Origin of the sequence: Streptomyces spongiicola (assembly GCF_003122365.1) — a bacterium.
Lineage (GTDB): Bacteria > Actinomycetota > Actinomycetes > Streptomycetales > Streptomycetaceae > Streptomyces > Streptomyces spongiicola.
In genome coordinates this window covers 3,069,153-3,085,104 of sequence record NZ_CP029254.1, presented here as the reverse complement: position 1 = coordinate 3,085,104, position 15,952 = coordinate 3,069,153, and the positions used below count along the sequence as shown (strand labels likewise).

Genomic DNA, 15,952 nt, shown 5'->3' with positions numbered 1-15,952 from the left:
TCGGGGAGAGGAGCCGGCGAAGAGGGACAGGCGGGGCAGCGTCGATCTGCGGGGGCGGGAGGCGCGGGGAGGGGGCTCTGCGAGGGCCGGGAGGGGAGGGCCGGGAGGGGGGCCAGGTGGTGCGCGGCCTGCCGGCGGAATCGCGGAGGCGTCCGCGTGGACGCCGGGCGTGTCCTGGCCGGCGTACGTATCGTTGTACCGCGCGGCTGCCCGCCACCCGCGGCGGCCGGGGAGGAGCGCCATGATGACCGTCGTGGAGACCGACAGGATCGAGATGGCTGAGAGCGACAACGAGCGCACGCTGGACGAGATGTTCGAGGCGCTCGAGCGGATGCCCGTCCCCGAGGGGTACAAGGTCGAGATCGTCGAGGGGACCCTATTCATGTCGCCGCAGCGGCACGTTCACTGGCAGATCATCCGGCGGATCGTACGAGCACTCGAGGACACCTTCGGTCTCGACGCCCTGGTGGCGTCTGACGAGCGCATCGATTTCCCCGGTCATCTGAACGGCCTGGCACCCGATGTCGCCAAACTGCGCGAGGGCGCCCAGCAGGACTCCCGGCGCCTCTGGAGCTGCGAGGACGTCGAGTTCGTCGCCGAGGTGATCTCCAGGGACACGGCCCGCAACGACTACGGCCCCAAGAAGCGGGCCTACGCGACCGCCGAGGTGCCGGTCTACCTGATCGCCGACCCCTACGTCGGCCGTTGCCACGTGTACACCCAGCCCAAGGGCGGCGACTACCTCGTGGAGACCACCGTCGCCTTCGGCGCGGACGTCGACCTCACCGGCACGCCCGTCGATCTCACCCTCGCGACCGGGCAGTTCCCCCGCGACTGAGACGGGAGCCCGCGCGGCTCCGGGGCCGCCGTACAGGGACCTCAGTCCAACTCATGCCCCCCGCGTCGGCTTCTTCCGCGCCCTGGCCTGATCCACCGCGGCCCCGACCGCCTCTTTCGGAAACACCGTCGTCGGCAGCGCGATCGACACGACAGCCGGTGTTGACGAGGACGCACAGGGTGCCGGCGGCGAAGAGGAGTCCGTTCGAAGTCGCCCTCGGTAAACCCGCCCCGACCTCTTTCTGCACGCGGACCGTGCCATGGGCGTGGATCCCGCCCGCTGCGCGGTCGTCGAGGACAGCGCGTACGGAGTCCGAGCCGGCCGTGCAGCGGGCATGCAGGCCTTCGGCTGCTGCGGGGATCTGACGCCTGCGGCGCGGCTTGAAGGGCCCGGCACGGTGCTGTTCGACGACATGCGGGAGCTGCCCACGCTGCTCGCGGCAGCCGGGGGGACGGAGGCGGCGAAGAGGGACAGGCGGGGCAGCGTCGATCTGCGGGGGCGGGAGGCGCGGGGAGGGGGCTCTGCGAGGGCCGGGAGGGGAGGGCCGGGAGGGGGGCCAGGTGGTGCGCGGCCTGCCGGCGGAATCGCGGAGGCGTCCGCGTGGACGCCGGGCGTGTCCTGGCCGGCGTACGTATCGTTGTACCGCGCGGCTGCCCGCCACCCGCGGCGGCCGGGGAGGAGCGCCATGATGACCGTCGTGGAGACCGACAGGATCGAGATGGCTGAGAGCGACAACGAGCGCACGCTGGACGAGATGTTCGAGGCGCTCGAGCGGATGCCCGTCCCCGAGGGGTACAAGGTCGAGATCGTCGAGGGGACCCTATTCATGTCGCCGCAGCGGGACGCGCACTGGGACATCATCGCGGACGTCTACGACCAGTTGCGAGGGCAGTACCCCCGGAAAAGGATCAAGTCGGACGTTCGCATCGACTACCCCGGCCACCTGAACGGGTTCGCCACCGACCTGACCCTTCTCAGGGGAGACGCCGAGAAGAACGCCAAAGGGCAGTGGTGTCATGAGGACGTGGTCTTCGTCGTCGAAGTCGTCTCCAGGAGCACCGGCGCCAACGACTACGGCCCCAAGAAGCGGGCCTACGCGACCGCCGAGGTGCCGGTCTACCTGATCGCCGACCCCTACGTCGGCCGTTGCCACGTGTACACCCAGCCCAAGGGCGGCGACTACCTCGTGGAGACCACCGTCGCCTTCGGCGCGGACGTCGACCTCACCGGCACGCCCGTCGATCTCACCCTCGCGACCGGGCAGTTCCCCCGCGACTGAGACGGGAGCCCACGCGGCTCCGGGGCCGCCGTACAGAATTTCACGCTGCCGGGCACGGCCCCGGGCCGACGTGTATGCCCCGTTCTCCAACGGGGTTGGTCGGGTCGGGGACGTCAGCCGAGGCTCACCGGGGTCGGGCTTCGCCGAAGAGGCGCTCCAGGACCAGGGCCACGCCGTCGTCCTCGTTGGACGCGGTCCGCCGGGGGACCGCGGCGAGTACGGAGGGGTGCGCGTTGCCCATCGCGTAGCCGCTGCCCGCCCAGCGCAGGATCGCCAGGTCGTTCGGCATGTCGCCGAACGCCACCACCTCCCCTGCGGTGACGCCCCGTTCCGCGCAGAGCGCGGACAGCGCGGCGGCCTTGGTGACGCCCCGCGCGCTGACCTCCAGCAGCCCGCGCCCGCCCGAGTGGGTGAACTGCGCCTCCCCGCCCGCCGCCTCCTCCGCCAGCGCCACGAGCACGTCCGCGTCGCACCGGTGGGAGTGGGCGAGCAGCTTGACGATGGGGACGTCCAGCAGCCACAGGTCGCCCAGCGACGCCACCGGCGACTGCGCGGCGAGCCCGCCGCTGAAACGCAGCAGATACGAGGGTTCGTACAGCACCCTCAGGCCCGTCTCCACGGCGAACCCCAGCTCGGGGGCCGCTTCGGCGAGGACGGTCGCCACCCTGCGGGCGGTGTCCGGTACCAGAGTCCGGGACCGGATGACGGTACGCGCCCGCACGTCGTACACCTGGGCGCCGTTGCTGCACACCGCCGTGCCCGCGAGTCCCGTGGCCGTGGCCAGGGCGTCCACATAGCGCGGCGGCCGGGCGGTGACGAAGACGATGTCGGCCCCGCCCTCGACCGCCGTCCGCAGGGCGCGCAGGGTGCGTTCCGACACGGTGCCGTCGCGGCGCAGCAGCGTGCCGTCCAGATCGGTGGCGATCAGCCGGGGGCGGGAGCGAGGGTGCCGCATCGGCCCATGCTAGGGCCGCGTCAGGCGACATGCGCCCCGTCGTGATGTCCGGCGCGGCCGGCCCGGCGACTCGCTGCGTTGCCGCATCGACCGGGTCAGCCCGCCACTTCGCCGAGGCCACGGTGAAACGCCTGGTGGGTGACGACCCGATCGAGGCGATCCTCATGTACAAGAACCCGATCACGTTCGGCCTCTCGCACACGCTGGTCGTCCCGACGAACTTCCCGTCCGCGGCGCCGGACAGTTCCGCCTCGGTCCCATGCTTGCCGGAGCGGCGAGGTTTCCAGGGCACGGACACACCATCGTGGAGGTACGCAGGGTGCCCGGCTGAAGCTGCACGCATCGCCGCATCGAAGCAGCGGAGGAGACGATCTCGGAGGCGCGAGGCGGCCTTGTCCCCTGCAGAGCCAAGGGCCGGTCTGGTTCCGGCCGTTCCCATGCCGTGGAGTGCCCGCCGCGGCCCGGATCCCGCGCCCAGCGCGCCGGGCTGCGTTGCGCCCTGTGCCGCGGTCGCGGCCGGATTCAGGAAGACTGGGACGCAAGCGGCGCTCCCACGGCGAACACGTTGTCACAGGCCTCGCGGACGGTGTCGTCATGGGTGGCGATCACCACCGCGCACCCGGATCTGCTCATCTCCCGGAGCGAGTCCAGGACCATGGCGGTGTTGTCACGGTCGAGGGCGGCGGTCGGCTCGTCCGCGAGGACGAGCGTCGGCTGCTGGACGATGAGGCGGGCGAGGGCCACTCGCTGCTGCTCGCCACCGCTGAGACGGTGGACTGTCTCCTTGTGCCGCCCGGCCAGCCCGACGCGCTGGAGTGCTTGCCCGAGGGACTGTCCGGTCTTGCCCCGTAGCGCACGGCGTGGCTTTACGGCCACTTCGAGGTTCTCCTCCACGGTCGCGTTCTCGATGAGGGCGTACCCCTGGAAGAGATAGCCGAGAACATCCCTGCGGAAGAGGCGTGCCTCACGCCTGCTGAATCGTGTGATGTCCCTGCCCTCGTGGCGGATGGCTCCGGCGTTCGGCCTGTCGAGCAGCCCCAGGCAGTTCAGGAGGGTCGACTTGCCAGAGCCGCTCGGACCGATGAGGGCGAGCATCTCGCCTTGACCGACCGTCAGGCTGACGTCGTGCCACAGTGTCCGTTCGCCGAATTTCTTCGACAGTCCCTCGATGTCAATCACAATCTCACTCCGGCTGGATGGGGGGCGGGGGTTGCTTCGGTTCTCGAGGGGTCACGCCTCGGACGAGCCTTCCTTCACGATGCGGCGGTGCAGCGCCGACAGAGCGAGGAGGATCACGGCGAGTTCGACCACGGCCAGGCCGGCGATGACGCTCAGGTCTGCGAACTCGACGTGCAGCGGGGGGAAGGGGGCCGGCAGACCTGCCTCGGTGAACTCGGCGATCTCACGGTTCTGCTGCCACACCTCGATGGGAATCCGTATCGCGAAGACGATCGCGATGGCTGTCTCCACCGCAAGAACGAAGCGGTGGGATGCGGCGAACGTCCATCCGCTGAAGTGACGCACGAAGATGGCCTGCGCGTTCTTCCGCGTGTAGATGATGCAGATCCCGACCCCGGCGACCAGCAGGACCGTCACCGCGAGGGCCAGGTTGAACATCTGCATCCGGAAGTCGCCGACCGCGTCGCTCAACTCCGCCGCGATCCGCTGTCCGACCGGGGAGACGGACGAAACGTAGTCCTCCAGCCCGACCGATTCGATGGCGCTCAGGACGTCGCCGGGGTCGGGAAAGACGACGCCTTCCTGGGTCGCGAAGGTGACGTAGGCGTCGTCGGTGAGGAAGTCCGACCCGTTGGGGACCACGACCACGATCGGATCGCGCATCAGTGATCTGTCCTCGTTCGCGGGGTGTGTCGAGCTGTAGACCAAGGCACCGGTGTTGTACCCGAACAGTCGCTGCCCGTTCTTCGCTCCGAGAGTCTCGACGGGGATGTTCCGGCCACGCCCTGGGTCGAGCTTGTCGGAGACCGCCTTGGTGATCGCCTTCGTGTGAGGTGCGTAGGAGGCGGGGATGAGCACGCGCACGGGGCGGGGCTGCGAGGTCTTCGTGCCGCCGGCTTCGGGGACGTAACGTCGGCCCTCCTGGTCGAGAACCTGCTGCTCACGGACGTAGGTCTCGTTCGCGATGAGGATCTCGCCTGCCGGCAGGTTCGCATTCGGTGCCGCCATCTGGAGGTCTCCCCGGCCGGCTACGACGATCTCGCCTCGCGTATCGGCCGCCCGGAGCCACGGCCCGACCTTTCGGTCCAGTTCGTCGGGTCGGGTGGCGAACGCACTGCTGAGACGAATCGACACGGCCTCCCCTACGCTTCGGTAGGCGTCGCGGTTCTCCTGCCGCTTCAGGACGTTCTGACCGGCCATGGCAACGCTCAACGCGATGCTCAGAGCGAGGAGGAGTGCCGGCACGCGGACCACGTAGAGGCTGATGGTCGCTGCTCGTGTGGGCAGTTCGCCCTTCAGCGACGAGAGGATTCCGACCCGGAAGACGAGCGCGAGTACCGCGGCGTGGGAGGCGAGCACAAGGACGGTCAGGAGGGCGGCGATTCCCAGGGCGATCGAGGCGAACAGGCCGAGTCTGGCCCAGTCGTTGTAGAGGCGCAGGACACCGAGCGCCACCGCCACCACGCCACCCGAGGAGACGAGCCGGAAGCCCGCTGTCTGCCTCAGATCGCGAACCAGGATGTCGGTGTAGGACATGCCCTGCAGGCGAAGGACGGCGTACGTCTTGGCTCGGAGCAGGACACTGGCCCCGGTCAGGGTCACGACGGCGAGGGCCATGACGCCCAGGGACCAGGGCAGGGGATCGCCGGCGTAGTCGGTCGCCAGGGTCGTATAGGACAGCGGGTACGCAACGTTGACACGGAGCCCGAGCTTGCCGAACTCGGCGACCAGGGCGTCGACGGCTTCCGGAGGCCCGAAGACGTGGTACGCGCCGCGAGGATCGAGGTGCTTGATGTCGGACAGGGGATGGACACGGGTCTCGACGTTCCGGCTGAACGACGGGTACCCCTCGTCCATCCAGGCCGCAGTTGCCGACCCGCGGTCTCCCGTCGCGAGGTAAAGGTGCCGGAGCCCCTCGGGATTCTTCAGATCCGGGATCTCGCGGGCCACGCCGATTCGACTCCCGGACACGACCGATTCCACGACGTCCACGACGCGCGCGGAACTCGCCGAGGCATCGGAGTCGATCACGTCGACAAGGGCGACGCTTCCCAGAACTCGGCTCTCGTCGAGGCTTCGCACGAAGAGGAAGGCAAGCAATGCGGAGAAAAGCAGTGTGACGACGTGAACGAACCTGATACCTCGCTGTAGCATTGCCCATCTTATTTCGAAGTTCCGGGGGGTGTGCATGTCAGGTGAAACAAAGAGAGGCAAGACACGGCTACGGGTAGTAGGACTGTACACCCGTAGCCGCGTCGGACCGGAGCTTCGGCTTACTCGGTGGAATCTACCGGCTGCACACTCTCACGATCTGAGCGCGGTGAATCAGCAGCTGGGGTCGTAGTACCAGTTGATGGCGCCACCGTTCTTACCTCCGGACGCCAGCGACCAGCTACCGGCCGAAGTGCAACCGCTCCGGAAGATGTTGGCGCCAATCTTCACCGAGGACGCGTGCTTGTTGGCCGAGTGGTAGTAGTTCGACCAAGCACTGTTCGCGCCCTGGTCGTAGGTCCAACGGCCGCCGCCGACGTCCACCGTGATGGCCATCGCCGGAGCGGCCGCACCGAGAATCAGCGCCGCAGAGGCGAGCGTGGCCTTCAGAGCAGTTCTCTTCTTCATGAACGCTTCCCCTTGTGTGTTGCTCGATTTTCCGAGTCGAGATCTTTGTCAATGCCTCGATGAACCGTCAACCGAGTATTGGGGTGACCTGGATCACCGTCACTATTCCGCCGCATCCTGATGGCGGAATCGGCCATTCCCGCCCGACTCGGCGAAGTTGACTCCGGAATTCTCTGATCCGTTTTGCCTCACGTCTCTCGATTTTGCGTCAATTCGAGGCCTTCATGGCGTGAAAACGTCGCCTCGCATGGAGCCCCGACGCCTGTATGTCGCCACCTCCCCGCCCTGTGGCGATCCTTTCGGATAGGATCACCCAGGCGCTGTCGGCGGCCTGCCCGTCACCGGATTCGCGCCGTGCGCCACGATTTGCGAACGACTGCGTTGATTTGGCCGGCCGGGGGGCGACCGACTTTGAAGATGTTGATCCGCCTCCGCTCTCGGCGGAGTGTCTTAGTCTGGCTTGTCCCTTTCCTGTGGACCGTCGTGCTCGGTTTGTGGGGCCTGTCCAGGGAAGGCAGTGTCTGGCGTGACGAAGCCGCGACCTGGCAGGTCGCACTCCGGTCGACGAGGGACATAGCGCGCATGCTGGAACACGTCGACGTCGTCCACGCCCTCTATTACCTGTTCATGCACGCGCTGTTCGAGGGGTTCGGCCCTTCGACCACCGTGTTACGGCTGCCTTCCGTGCTCGCGGTCGCCGCGGGAGCGGCATGCGTGGCGGAAATCGGGCGGCGGCTTTCCGGGAATCCGGTGGGGCTGGGCGGAGGCATGGCGGTCGGGTTGATTCCCTCCGTGCAGTTCCACCTTCAGGAAGGCCGTCCGTACGCGCTGGTGGCGGCGGGCGCAGGGCTCTCGACACTGCTGCTCGTGTCGATACTGCAGGGGGGAACGAACCGTTGGGGTCGCTGGGCCGCCTACGGCTGCACGGTCCTGGTGTGCGGCCTGCTGAACTGGCTCTCGTTGCTGATACTGCCCGCGCACCTGGCGACCCTGGTATGGGCACGGGCGGAGCGCGGGACGTGGGTTCGCTGGGCCGCCGCATCCACGGCGGCAACGGCAGGTGTGACGCCACTGATCTTCTTCAGCCGTACCCAGTCCGGGCAGGTCTCCTGGATACCTCCGCTGACCTGGCACATGCTGATCGGGCCGGCGGTACTGCTGGCCATCGCAGGCGTCGGAACCCTGCTGGACCGGCCCCGGGCGCGACGGCTGTCGGCAGCGGCCGTCGGTCTTCCCCTGCTCGCGGTCCCGCAGCTCGGCCTCATCGGGCTCTCGCTGTTCAAGCCTCTCTTCGTGGACCGGTATGTGCTCTTCAGCCTGCTGGGCTTGGCCCTGATGATCGGTGTCGTACTCGGCGCGCTGGTCGGGGCGGTGCAACGCCGGTCGCGGAACGCCGCGCACTGGGTCGTTCCCGTCGCGGTCGCCGTCGCCTCGGTGGCCCTGTTGCCGCAGGCGATCGCGAAACGCTCCCCGCACAGCCGGGTGGACGACGTCCTGGCGGCTGCGCAGCGGGTGGAGCGGTGGGAGAGGCCCGGCGACGCCGTGCTGTTCGTCCCGGCGGCGCGGCGGGACACCAAGCTGGTCTCCCCGCACGCGTTCACGGGCCTACAGGACATCGCTCTGGAGGACACGCCGGAACGCTCCGCGACGCTGAAGGGAGTGGAACGGGATGCCGCCCGCATACGGGCCGAGATACTCGCTCGGCAGCGCGTCATCCTCGTCACCGACGCGGAAGACGTCTCCAGGCCGGCGAGTTCGGCGCGGGACAGGGCCAAGATGTCCACGCTCCGGGAGCACTTCCGGCCGGTGGACGACGAGCAGGTCCGCGGCAGGAGGGTGCTCGTGTACGAGAGGTGCACACCCGGCCCGCCGTCCTGACTTCGGAGCCTGGCCCCGTCCGAGCGGGCGTGGTACCCGTCGCCGAGCCGAAGGAGGGGTGCGCCGACGAACCCCGAGGCCGCGTTCCATTCCGGTGGGGGATGTAGACGGGGGCACCTCTGCATCGTTCCGGATTGTTACCTGTCGAACCCGAGAGGGTTGCGACGGCACGGTGCGAGATCTGTGGCACGGAGTTGGTGCAGGGCCGTAGCGGGACGCGGCAGACGTGTTCGGCGAAGTGCCGGCAGGCCGCCTTCCGGCGGCGACGGGCTGCCGAGGCCGAGACTCTGCGGGCGTAGGTTCACGGTACGGGTGAGGAGGAAGCGCCACAGAGCGAACTGGCCCCGGCGATGCGGTCGGTGGCCGCGCCGGACACCGGGCCTCTGCCGGTGCCGATTGCGTCCGCCTGGCTCGGCCTGGTCGAGGTGACGGCGCTTGTCAGTACGGGGGCGTAAGAGTGTGAGAAACGGGCAAGCCCTGCCCGACGCGGCACGGGGCCGGTCGGGTCGCGTCGGGGCTCAACAGACCGCGTAGGCGTGCAACCGACCGCTCCGGGGCGCAACGGGCGGCCGGGTCGGCCCGAGTCGCGACCGGTCGCCGTGCCGCCTCCCTTCAGCCCTCGGCGCCGAGTTCGCGCGCCAGCGCCGCCAGTGCTCCGAGCGCCGGGTGCGGTGCGGTGGCGCGCCAGGCGAGGAGCACCGGGACCGGGGGTGCGTCGGTGAGCGGACGGTAGGTGACGCCCGGGTGGGGGTGCATCTCCGCCGTCGACGCCGCGGACGCCCCGGCGCCGCGGCCCGCGGCGATCGCCGTCAGCCAGTCGTCGGTGTTGCCGACGGTCAGTGTGGCCGCCGGCCTGGAATGGGCGGGCCAGAGGTCGGGGGTCGTCAGCCCGGAGACGGTGTTGAGGATGACCGGGACGGCGGCCAGATCGGCGAGCGTCAGTGAGGTGCGGCCGGCGAGCGGCCCGTCGGAGGTGACGGCGGCGACCCGGGGCTCGGTGAACAGCGGTGCCGTCACCAGTCCGGGGGTGTCGACCGTGCCGCGCAGCACGGCGGCGTCCACCTCGCCGCGCGCCAGCCCCGCCGTGCGGTCGTCGATACGGAGGAGTTCCAGCGGCGTTTCCGGGTGTTCCCGCTGCCAGCGGCGTAGCAGGGGGGTGGTGAACGCGCCGAAGGCGGACCAGGCGTGCCCGAGGCGCAGGGGCCGGCGGCGCAGCCGCGCGGGGTCGAGGGCGTCGTCGAAGGCGGCCACCGCGGCGGCGGCCTGCTCGTGGAACGCCCGGCCCTCGGCGGTGAGGTGCAGGTGGTGGGTGGAACGGTCGACGAGGCGCACGCCGAGGTGCCGTTCCAGCGCGGCGAGCGTGCGGGAGACGGCCGGCTGGGTGAGGTGCAGTGCGGTGGCGGCCCGGGTCAGGCTCCGTTCCTCCGCGACGGCGAGGAAGCAGCGGAGATGACGCAGCTCGATGCTCATGTGTGCGGAGCATAACCGCAGACCAATCGGCATTTCACGGGTGGCGCGGGCTTCCGTAGCGTGAAGGGGGCGAGGTGGGGCGGGTGCGTCCTGTGCAGTGGCTTCCGGTGCAGTATTTTGAATTGCGGGTTTATTCAAGTGGACGAAGGGGGATCGATGGGCAGGCTCCGTGGCGCGGATGCGTCCCCGGGTGGTGGCGGCCGCGAGGGCGCGGAGCGGGTGGCGGCCGCCACGGTCGCCCTCCCGGAGGCCGCCGGTGGGCTGAGGTCGGGTGAACTGGGGCCGGGTGAACTGGGGTCGGGCGAACTGGGGCCGGGTGCACGGCGCGCCCGGGGTTCGCTCGGGCCGGTGGCCCTGGTCGTCGCCGGAGGTCTGTCCGTGCAGTTCGGCGCGGCCGTGGCCGTGCTGCTGATGCCCCGCGCGGGGGCGCTCGGAGTCGTCACGCTCCGGCTGGTCCTCGCCGCCGTCGTGCTGCTGCTGGTCTGCCGGCCCCGGCTCCGCGGCCACTCCCGCGACGGCTGGGGGACGGTCGTCGCCTTCGGCGCGGCGATGGCGGGCATGAACATGCTGTTCTACCAGGCCGTCGACCGGATTCCGCTGGGCGCTGCGGTGACCCTCGAGGTGCTCGGCCCGCTGGCGCTCTCCGTGATCGTCTCCCGGCGGCTGGTGAACCTCGTCTGGGCGGGCCTCGCGCTCGGCGGCGTCGTCCTGCTGAGCGGCGGGGGCTTCGACCGGCTCGATCCGGTCGGTGCCGCGTTCGCGCTCGGCGCGGGTGTGATGTGGGCGGCGTACATCGTGTTCAGCGCCCGCACCGGACGCCGCTTCCCGCAGGCCGACGGGCTGGCCCTGGCGATGGCGGTCGGCGCCGTCCTCAGTCTGCCGTTCGGCCTCGCCGAGGCGGGCGGCAAGCTGCTCGTCCCGTCCACGATCGGGCTGGGCCTCCTGGTCGCGCTGATGTCGTCCGTGCTGCCGTACACGCTGGAGCTGCTCGCCCTGCGGCGGCTGCCCGCGCCCACCTTCGCCGTGCTGATGAGCCTGGAGCCGGCGATCGCCGCGACGGCCGGGTTCCTCGTGCTGCACCAGGCGCTGTCCGCCGGCGACGCGCTGGCGATCGCCCTGGTCGTCGCGGCGAGTATGGGCGCGGTGCGCACCCAGGTGGGCGCGGGCCGTACGGCGAGAAAGTAAAGCAAGCACGCTTGCTTGTTTCGCTGTCCGCTGGCATGCTCCGGGCACCACGCCGTGTCCCGGAGGGAGCGCCCCGTGTCCGACCCCGCGGCCGTCATCGACGACCTGCGCGCAGAGAGCGACGAACTCGACCGGCTGGTGGCCGGGTCGAGCGACGAGGAATGGGGGACGGCGACCCCCGCCGCCGGCTGGACCGTCGCCCACCAGATCGCCCACCTCGCCTGGACCGACGAGGTCGCGCTGCTCGCCGCCACCAGCCCCGGCGCCTTCGCCCGGGAGGTCGAGAAGGCGCTCGCCGAGCCGGACGCCTTCGTCGACCGGGCCGCCGAGGCCGGGGCCCGCCGGCCGCCCGCCGAACTGCTCGCCCACTGGCGCACCGGCCGCGAACGGCTCCGGCAGGCGCTGCACGAAGCGCCCCCGGGCGCCCGCTTCCCCTGGTACGGGCCGCCCATGAGCGCCAGGTCGATGGCCACCGCCCGGCTGATGGAGACCTGGGCGCACGGCCAGGACGTGGCCGACGCCCTCGGCGTCGTCCGGGAGCCGACCGCCCGGCTGCGGCACGTCGCCCACATCGGCGTACGGGCCCGTGACTACGCCTACCTGGTGCGCGGACTCGAGGCGCCGAAGGAGGAGTTCCGGGTCGAGCTGACCGGGCCCGGCGGCGAACTGTGGACCTGGGGGCCGGAGAGCGCCGCCGGTGGGCCCGGTGCGGGGGGCGGGGGGAGGGTGACCGGCCCCGCGCTGGACTTCTGCCTACTGGTGACCCAGCGCGCGCACCGGGACGATCTCGCGGTCCGCGCGGAGGGCGCCGACGCCGACCGCTGGCTGGACATCGCCCAGGCCTTCGCCGGCCCGGCGGGCACCGGCCGCGCCCCCAGGGGGGTTTGACCGATGCCGCCCGCGGAGCCCGCCCCGCTGCGGATCGGCAACGCCTCCGGCTTCTACGGCGACCGCTTCGACGCCGTGCGCGAGATGCTCACCGGCGGTGAACTGGACGTCCTCACCGGGGACTACCTCGCCGAACTGACCATGCTCATCCTCGGCCGGGACCGGATGAAGGACCCGCGGCTCGGCTACGCCAGGACCTTTCTGCGCCAGCTGGAGGAGGGCCTCGGGCTGGCGCACGAGCGCGGTGTGCGGATCGTCGCCAACGCCGGCGGGCTCAACCCGTCCGGCCTCGCAGGCGCCGTGCGGGAACTCGCCGCCCGGGTCGGGGTCCCCGTGCGCGTCGCCCATGTCGAGGGCGACGACCTCGCCGACCGCTTCCCCGGAGCGCTGGCCGCCAACGCCTACCTGGGCGGCGGCGGGATCGCCGCCTGCCTGGCGGAGGGCGCCGACGTCGTCGTCACCGGCCGGGTCACCGACGCCGCGCTCGTCACCGGGCCGGCCCAGTGGCACTTCGGCTGGGGGCCCGGCGACCTCGACGCCCTCGCGGGCGCCGTCGTCGCCGGGCATGTGCTGGAGTGCGGCACCCAGGCGACGGGCGGCAACTACGCCTTCTTCGCCGACGAGCGCCACGCGGGCCGGGACCTGCGCCGTCCCGGGTTCCCCCTCGCCGAACTCCACGCCGACGGCAGCAGCGTCATCACCAAGCACCCCGGCACCGGCGGCTTCGTGGACACCGGTACGGTCACCGCCCAGCTGCTCTACGAGACGGGCGGAGCACGCTACGCGGGCCCCGACGTGACCGCCCGCCTCGACACCGTACGGCTCACCCGGGACGGCCCGGACCGGGTACGGATCACGGGTGTGCGGGGCGAGGCCCCGCCCCCGGAGCTGAAGACCGGACTCAACCGCCTCGGCGGCTGGCGCAACGAGGTCGTCTTCGTGCTGACCGGCCTCGACATCGAGGCCAAGGCGCGGCTCGCGCGCGAGCAGATCGAGGACGCGTTCGCCCGAGCCGGGTCCCGCCCCGCCGAGGTCCGCTGGGAACTGGCCCGCACCGACCGGCCGGACGCCGCCACCGAGGAGACCGCGAGCGCGCTGCTGCGGCTGGTGGTGCGCGATCGCGAGGCGGAGGCCGTCGGCCGGGTCGTCAGCGGCGCGGCGGTGGAGACGGCACTCGGCGGCTATCCGGGCTTCCATGTGACCGAACCGCCGGGAAAGGGCGTGCCGTACGGGGTCTTCGAGGCCGCCTACGTGGACGCGGGGTCCGTCGGGCACACCGCCGTACTGGACGACGGCCGCCGGCTGCCGGTGTCCCCGGCCCCCCACGCCCGGGCCCTGGAGCCCGTGCCGGAACCGCCGCTGCCCGAGCCGCTGCCGGCCGGCGTGAGCACCCGCCGCGCGCCCCTCGGCCTGGTCGCCGGGGCCCGCAGCGGCGACAAGGGCGGCGACGCGAACATCGGGGTGTGGGTACGCGGCGACGAGGAGTGGCGCTGGCTGGCTCACGAGCTGACCGTGCGGCGGTTGCGCGAACTCCTGCCGGAGACGGCGGAGCTGCCCGTCGTACGCCATGTGCTGCCGAACCTGCGGGCGCTGAACTTCACCGTCGTGGGCCTGCTGGGCGAGGGCGTCGCGGCCCGGACCCGCTTCGACCCGCAGGCGAAGGGCCTGGGGGAGTGGCTGCGGGCCCGGCACATGGACATCCCGGAGCGCCTGCTGTGACGCGTCCGGGCCCTCGCCCCGCCGTCCGGGCCGCCGGCCCCGCCCCGCTCTGGCTGCCCGGTACGGGCGGACCACCGGGCAGCCGGGCCGGGCCGCGGGGCCGTGCCGCGGGGCCGTGCCGTTCGGACGCCGACCGCCGCGCTCCCGGTCCCGGTCCCGGTCCCGGTCCCGCATCGTGTCCCGTCCCGCCGCGCATCGTGCCCCGTCCCGTCCCGTCCCGTCCCGCATCGTGGCCAGCCCCGCCGCGCATCGTGCCCCGTCCCGTCCCGTCCCGCCCCGCGCCCCGCATCGCCCCGCCCCGCATCGCCCCCCGCACCGGAGGTGACCCCGTGACCGTCCTCGCCAGCACGCTCGACAGCGCGTCCCCCGACCACACCGCCCACCGGGAGGCCATGGCCGCCCGGCTCGACGCGCTCGACGCCGAGCACGCCAAGGCCCTCGCCGGCGGCGGTGAGAAGTACACCGCACGTCACCGCGAGCGGGGCAAGCTCCTGGCCCGGGAGCGGATCGAGCTGCTGCTCGATCCCGACACCCCGTTCCTGGAGCTGTCGCCGCTCGCTGCGTGGGGCAGCGACCACCCCGTCGGCGGCTCCGTCGTCACCGGCATCGGCACGGTCGAGGGCGTCGAGTGCCTGGTCACCGCCAACGACCCCACCGTGCGCGGCGGAGCGAGCAACCCCTGGACGCTGAAGAAGGTCCTGCGCGCGAACGAGATCGCGCTCGCCAACCGGCTGCCGCTGATCAGTCTCGTCGAGTCCGGCGGCGCGGACCTCCCCTCCCAGAAGGAGATCTTCATCCCGGGCGGGGCGCTCTTCCGCGACCTCACCCGGCTGTCCGCCGCCGGGATCCCCACGATCGCGGTCGTCTTCGGCAACTCCACCGCCGGCGGGGCGTACGTCCCCGGCATGTCCGACCACACCGTCATGATCAAGGAGCGGTCGAAGGTCTTCCTCGGCGGGCCGCCGCTGGTGAAGATGGCCACCGGCGAGGAGAGCGACGACGAGTCCCTCGGCGGCGCCGAGATGCACGCCCGTACGTCCGGACTCGCCGACCACTACGCCCTGGACGAGTACGACGCACTCCGCCACGCCCGCCGCATCGTGGCGCGCCTCAACCACCGCAAGGCGCATCCCGCCCCGGCCTCTCCGGCGGCCCCGGCCGAACCTCCCCTGTACGACGAGGAGGAACTGCTCGGCATCGTCCCGGAGGACCTGAAGACCCCGTTCGACCCCCGCGAGGTGATCGCCCGGATCGTCGACGGCTCCGACTTCGACGAGTTCAAGCCGCTCTACGGCCCGAGCCTGGTCACCGGCTGGGCGCGGCTGCACGGCCACCCCGTCGGGATCCTCGCCAACGCGCAGGGCGTGCTGTTCAGCGCCGAGTCGCAGAAGGCCGCCCAGTTCATCCAGCTCGCCAACCAGCGCGACATTCCGCTGCTCTTCCTGCACAACACCACCGGCTACATGGTCGGCCGGGAGTACGAGCAGGGCGGCATCATCAAGCACGGCGCGATGATGATCAACGCGGTCTCCAACTCGAAGGTCCCGCATCTGTCGGTGCTGATGGGCGCCTCCTACGGCGCCGGGCACTACGGCATGTGCGGCCGGGCGTACGACCCGCGCTTCCTGTTCGCCTGGCCCAGTGCCAAGTCGGCGGTGATGGGCCCCCAGCAGCTCGCCGGGGTGCTGTCGATCGTCGCCCGCGCCTCGGCCGCCGCGAAGGGGCGGGACTACGACGAGGAGGCCGACGCGGGACTGCGCGCGATGGTCGAGCAGCAGATCGAGACCGAGTCGCTGCCGATGTTCCTGTCCGGGCGGCTGTACGACGACGGCGTCATCGACCCGCGCGACACCCGCACGGTCCTCGGCCTGTGCCTGTCCGCCATCCACACGGCCCCCGTCGAAGGCGCGCGCGGCGGCTTCGGCGTCTTCAGGATGTGAGG

12 protein-coding genes are annotated in these 15,952 nt (G+C 71.3%); 7 read left to right on the top strand and 5 right to left on the bottom strand.

Going from position 1 to position 15,952, the window contains the following annotated elements; all coding sequences use genetic code 11:
- Positions 1–244 precede the first annotated feature (244 nt).
- Both DDQ41_RS13445 and DDQ41_RS13435 read left to right on the top strand, forming a co-directional pair.
- A complete protein-coding gene (locus tag DDQ41_RS13445; protein WP_167450314.1) occupies positions 245–838 on the top strand; it encodes a Uma2 family endonuclease in 594 nt (197 codons plus the stop codon).
- Between the two features lie 685 nt (positions 839–1,523).
- Positions 1,524–2,117, top strand: a complete 594-nt coding sequence (locus DDQ41_RS13435; RefSeq protein WP_109297717.1) for a Uma2 family endonuclease — start codon at positions 1,524–1,526, stop codon at positions 2,115–2,117.
- A 124-nt stretch (positions 2,118–2,241) separates the two neighbouring features.
- Here the strand turns inward: DDQ41_RS13435 and DDQ41_RS13430 are convergent, their stop codons facing one another.
- The 4 genes from DDQ41_RS13430 to DDQ41_RS13415 all read right to left on the bottom strand — a co-directional run bounded on the left by DDQ41_RS13430 (position 2,242) and on the right by DDQ41_RS13415 (position 6,870).
- Complete coding sequence (locus DDQ41_RS13430; protein ID WP_109294719.1) at positions 2,242–3,072, bottom strand: Cof-type HAD-IIB family hydrolase; 831 nt, start codon at positions 3,070–3,072, stop codon at positions 2,242–2,244.
- 522 nt (positions 3,073–3,594) lie between these two features.
- Positions 3,595–4,251, bottom strand: a complete 657-nt coding sequence (locus DDQ41_RS13425) for an ATP-binding cassette domain-containing protein (RefSeq protein ID WP_109294718.1) — start codon at positions 4,249–4,251, stop codon at positions 3,595–3,597.
- Positions 4,252–4,302: 51 nt separating this feature from the next.
- Positions 4,303–6,333, bottom strand: a complete 2,031-nt coding sequence (locus DDQ41_RS13420; protein ID WP_162602674.1) for a bacteriocin-associated integral membrane family protein — start codon at positions 6,331–6,333, stop codon at positions 4,303–4,305.
- Positions 6,334–6,576: 243 nt separating this feature from the next.
- A complete protein-coding gene (locus tag DDQ41_RS13415; protein WP_109294716.1) occupies positions 6,577–6,870 on the bottom strand; it encodes a lactococcin 972 family bacteriocin in 294 nt (97 codons plus the stop codon).
- 417 nt (positions 6,871–7,287) lie between these two features.
- Here DDQ41_RS13415 and DDQ41_RS13410 point away from each other — a divergent pair, with 417 nt between their 5' ends.
- Positions 7,288–8,748, top strand: coding sequence for a glycosyltransferase family 39 protein (locus DDQ41_RS13410; protein WP_109294715.1), 1,461 nt, complete (start codon positions 7,288–7,290; stop codon positions 8,746–8,748).
- A 612-nt stretch (positions 8,749–9,360) separates the two neighbouring features.
- On the opposite strand, the gene DDQ41_RS13405 is transcribed toward DDQ41_RS13410, so the two are convergent.
- Complete coding sequence (locus tag DDQ41_RS13405) at positions 9,361–10,218, bottom strand: LysR family transcriptional regulator (RefSeq protein WP_109294714.1); 858 nt, start codon at positions 10,216–10,218, stop codon at positions 9,361–9,363.
- A 219-nt stretch (positions 10,219–10,437) separates the two neighbouring features.
- On the opposite strand from DDQ41_RS13405, the gene DDQ41_RS13400 reads away from it, so the two are divergent.
- The 4 genes from DDQ41_RS13400 to DDQ41_RS13385 all read left to right on the top strand — a co-directional run bounded on the left by DDQ41_RS13400 (position 10,438) and on the right by DDQ41_RS13385 (position 15,950).
- Positions 10,438–11,403, top strand: coding sequence for an EamA family transporter (locus DDQ41_RS13400; protein WP_394342183.1), 966 nt, complete (start codon positions 10,438–10,440; stop codon positions 11,401–11,403).
- A gap of 75 nt (positions 11,404–11,478) precedes the next feature.
- Positions 11,479–12,291, top strand: a complete 813-nt coding sequence (locus DDQ41_RS13395) for a TIGR03084 family metal-binding protein (protein ID WP_109294713.1) — start codon at positions 11,479–11,481, stop codon at positions 12,289–12,291.
- A 3-nt stretch (positions 12,292–12,294) separates the two neighbouring features.
- Positions 12,295–14,010 (top strand): acyclic terpene utilization AtuA family protein, encoded by a 1,716-nt coding sequence (locus tag DDQ41_RS13390; protein ID WP_109294712.1) that lies wholly within the window; start codon positions 12,295–12,297, stop codon positions 14,008–14,010.
- Positions 14,011–14,339: 329 nt separating this feature from the next.
- A complete protein-coding gene (locus DDQ41_RS13385) occupies positions 14,340–15,950 on the top strand; it encodes an acyl-CoA carboxylase subunit beta (protein WP_109294711.1) in 1,611 nt (536 codons plus the stop codon).
- The last annotated feature ends 2 nt before the right edge of the window (positions 15,951–15,952 follow it).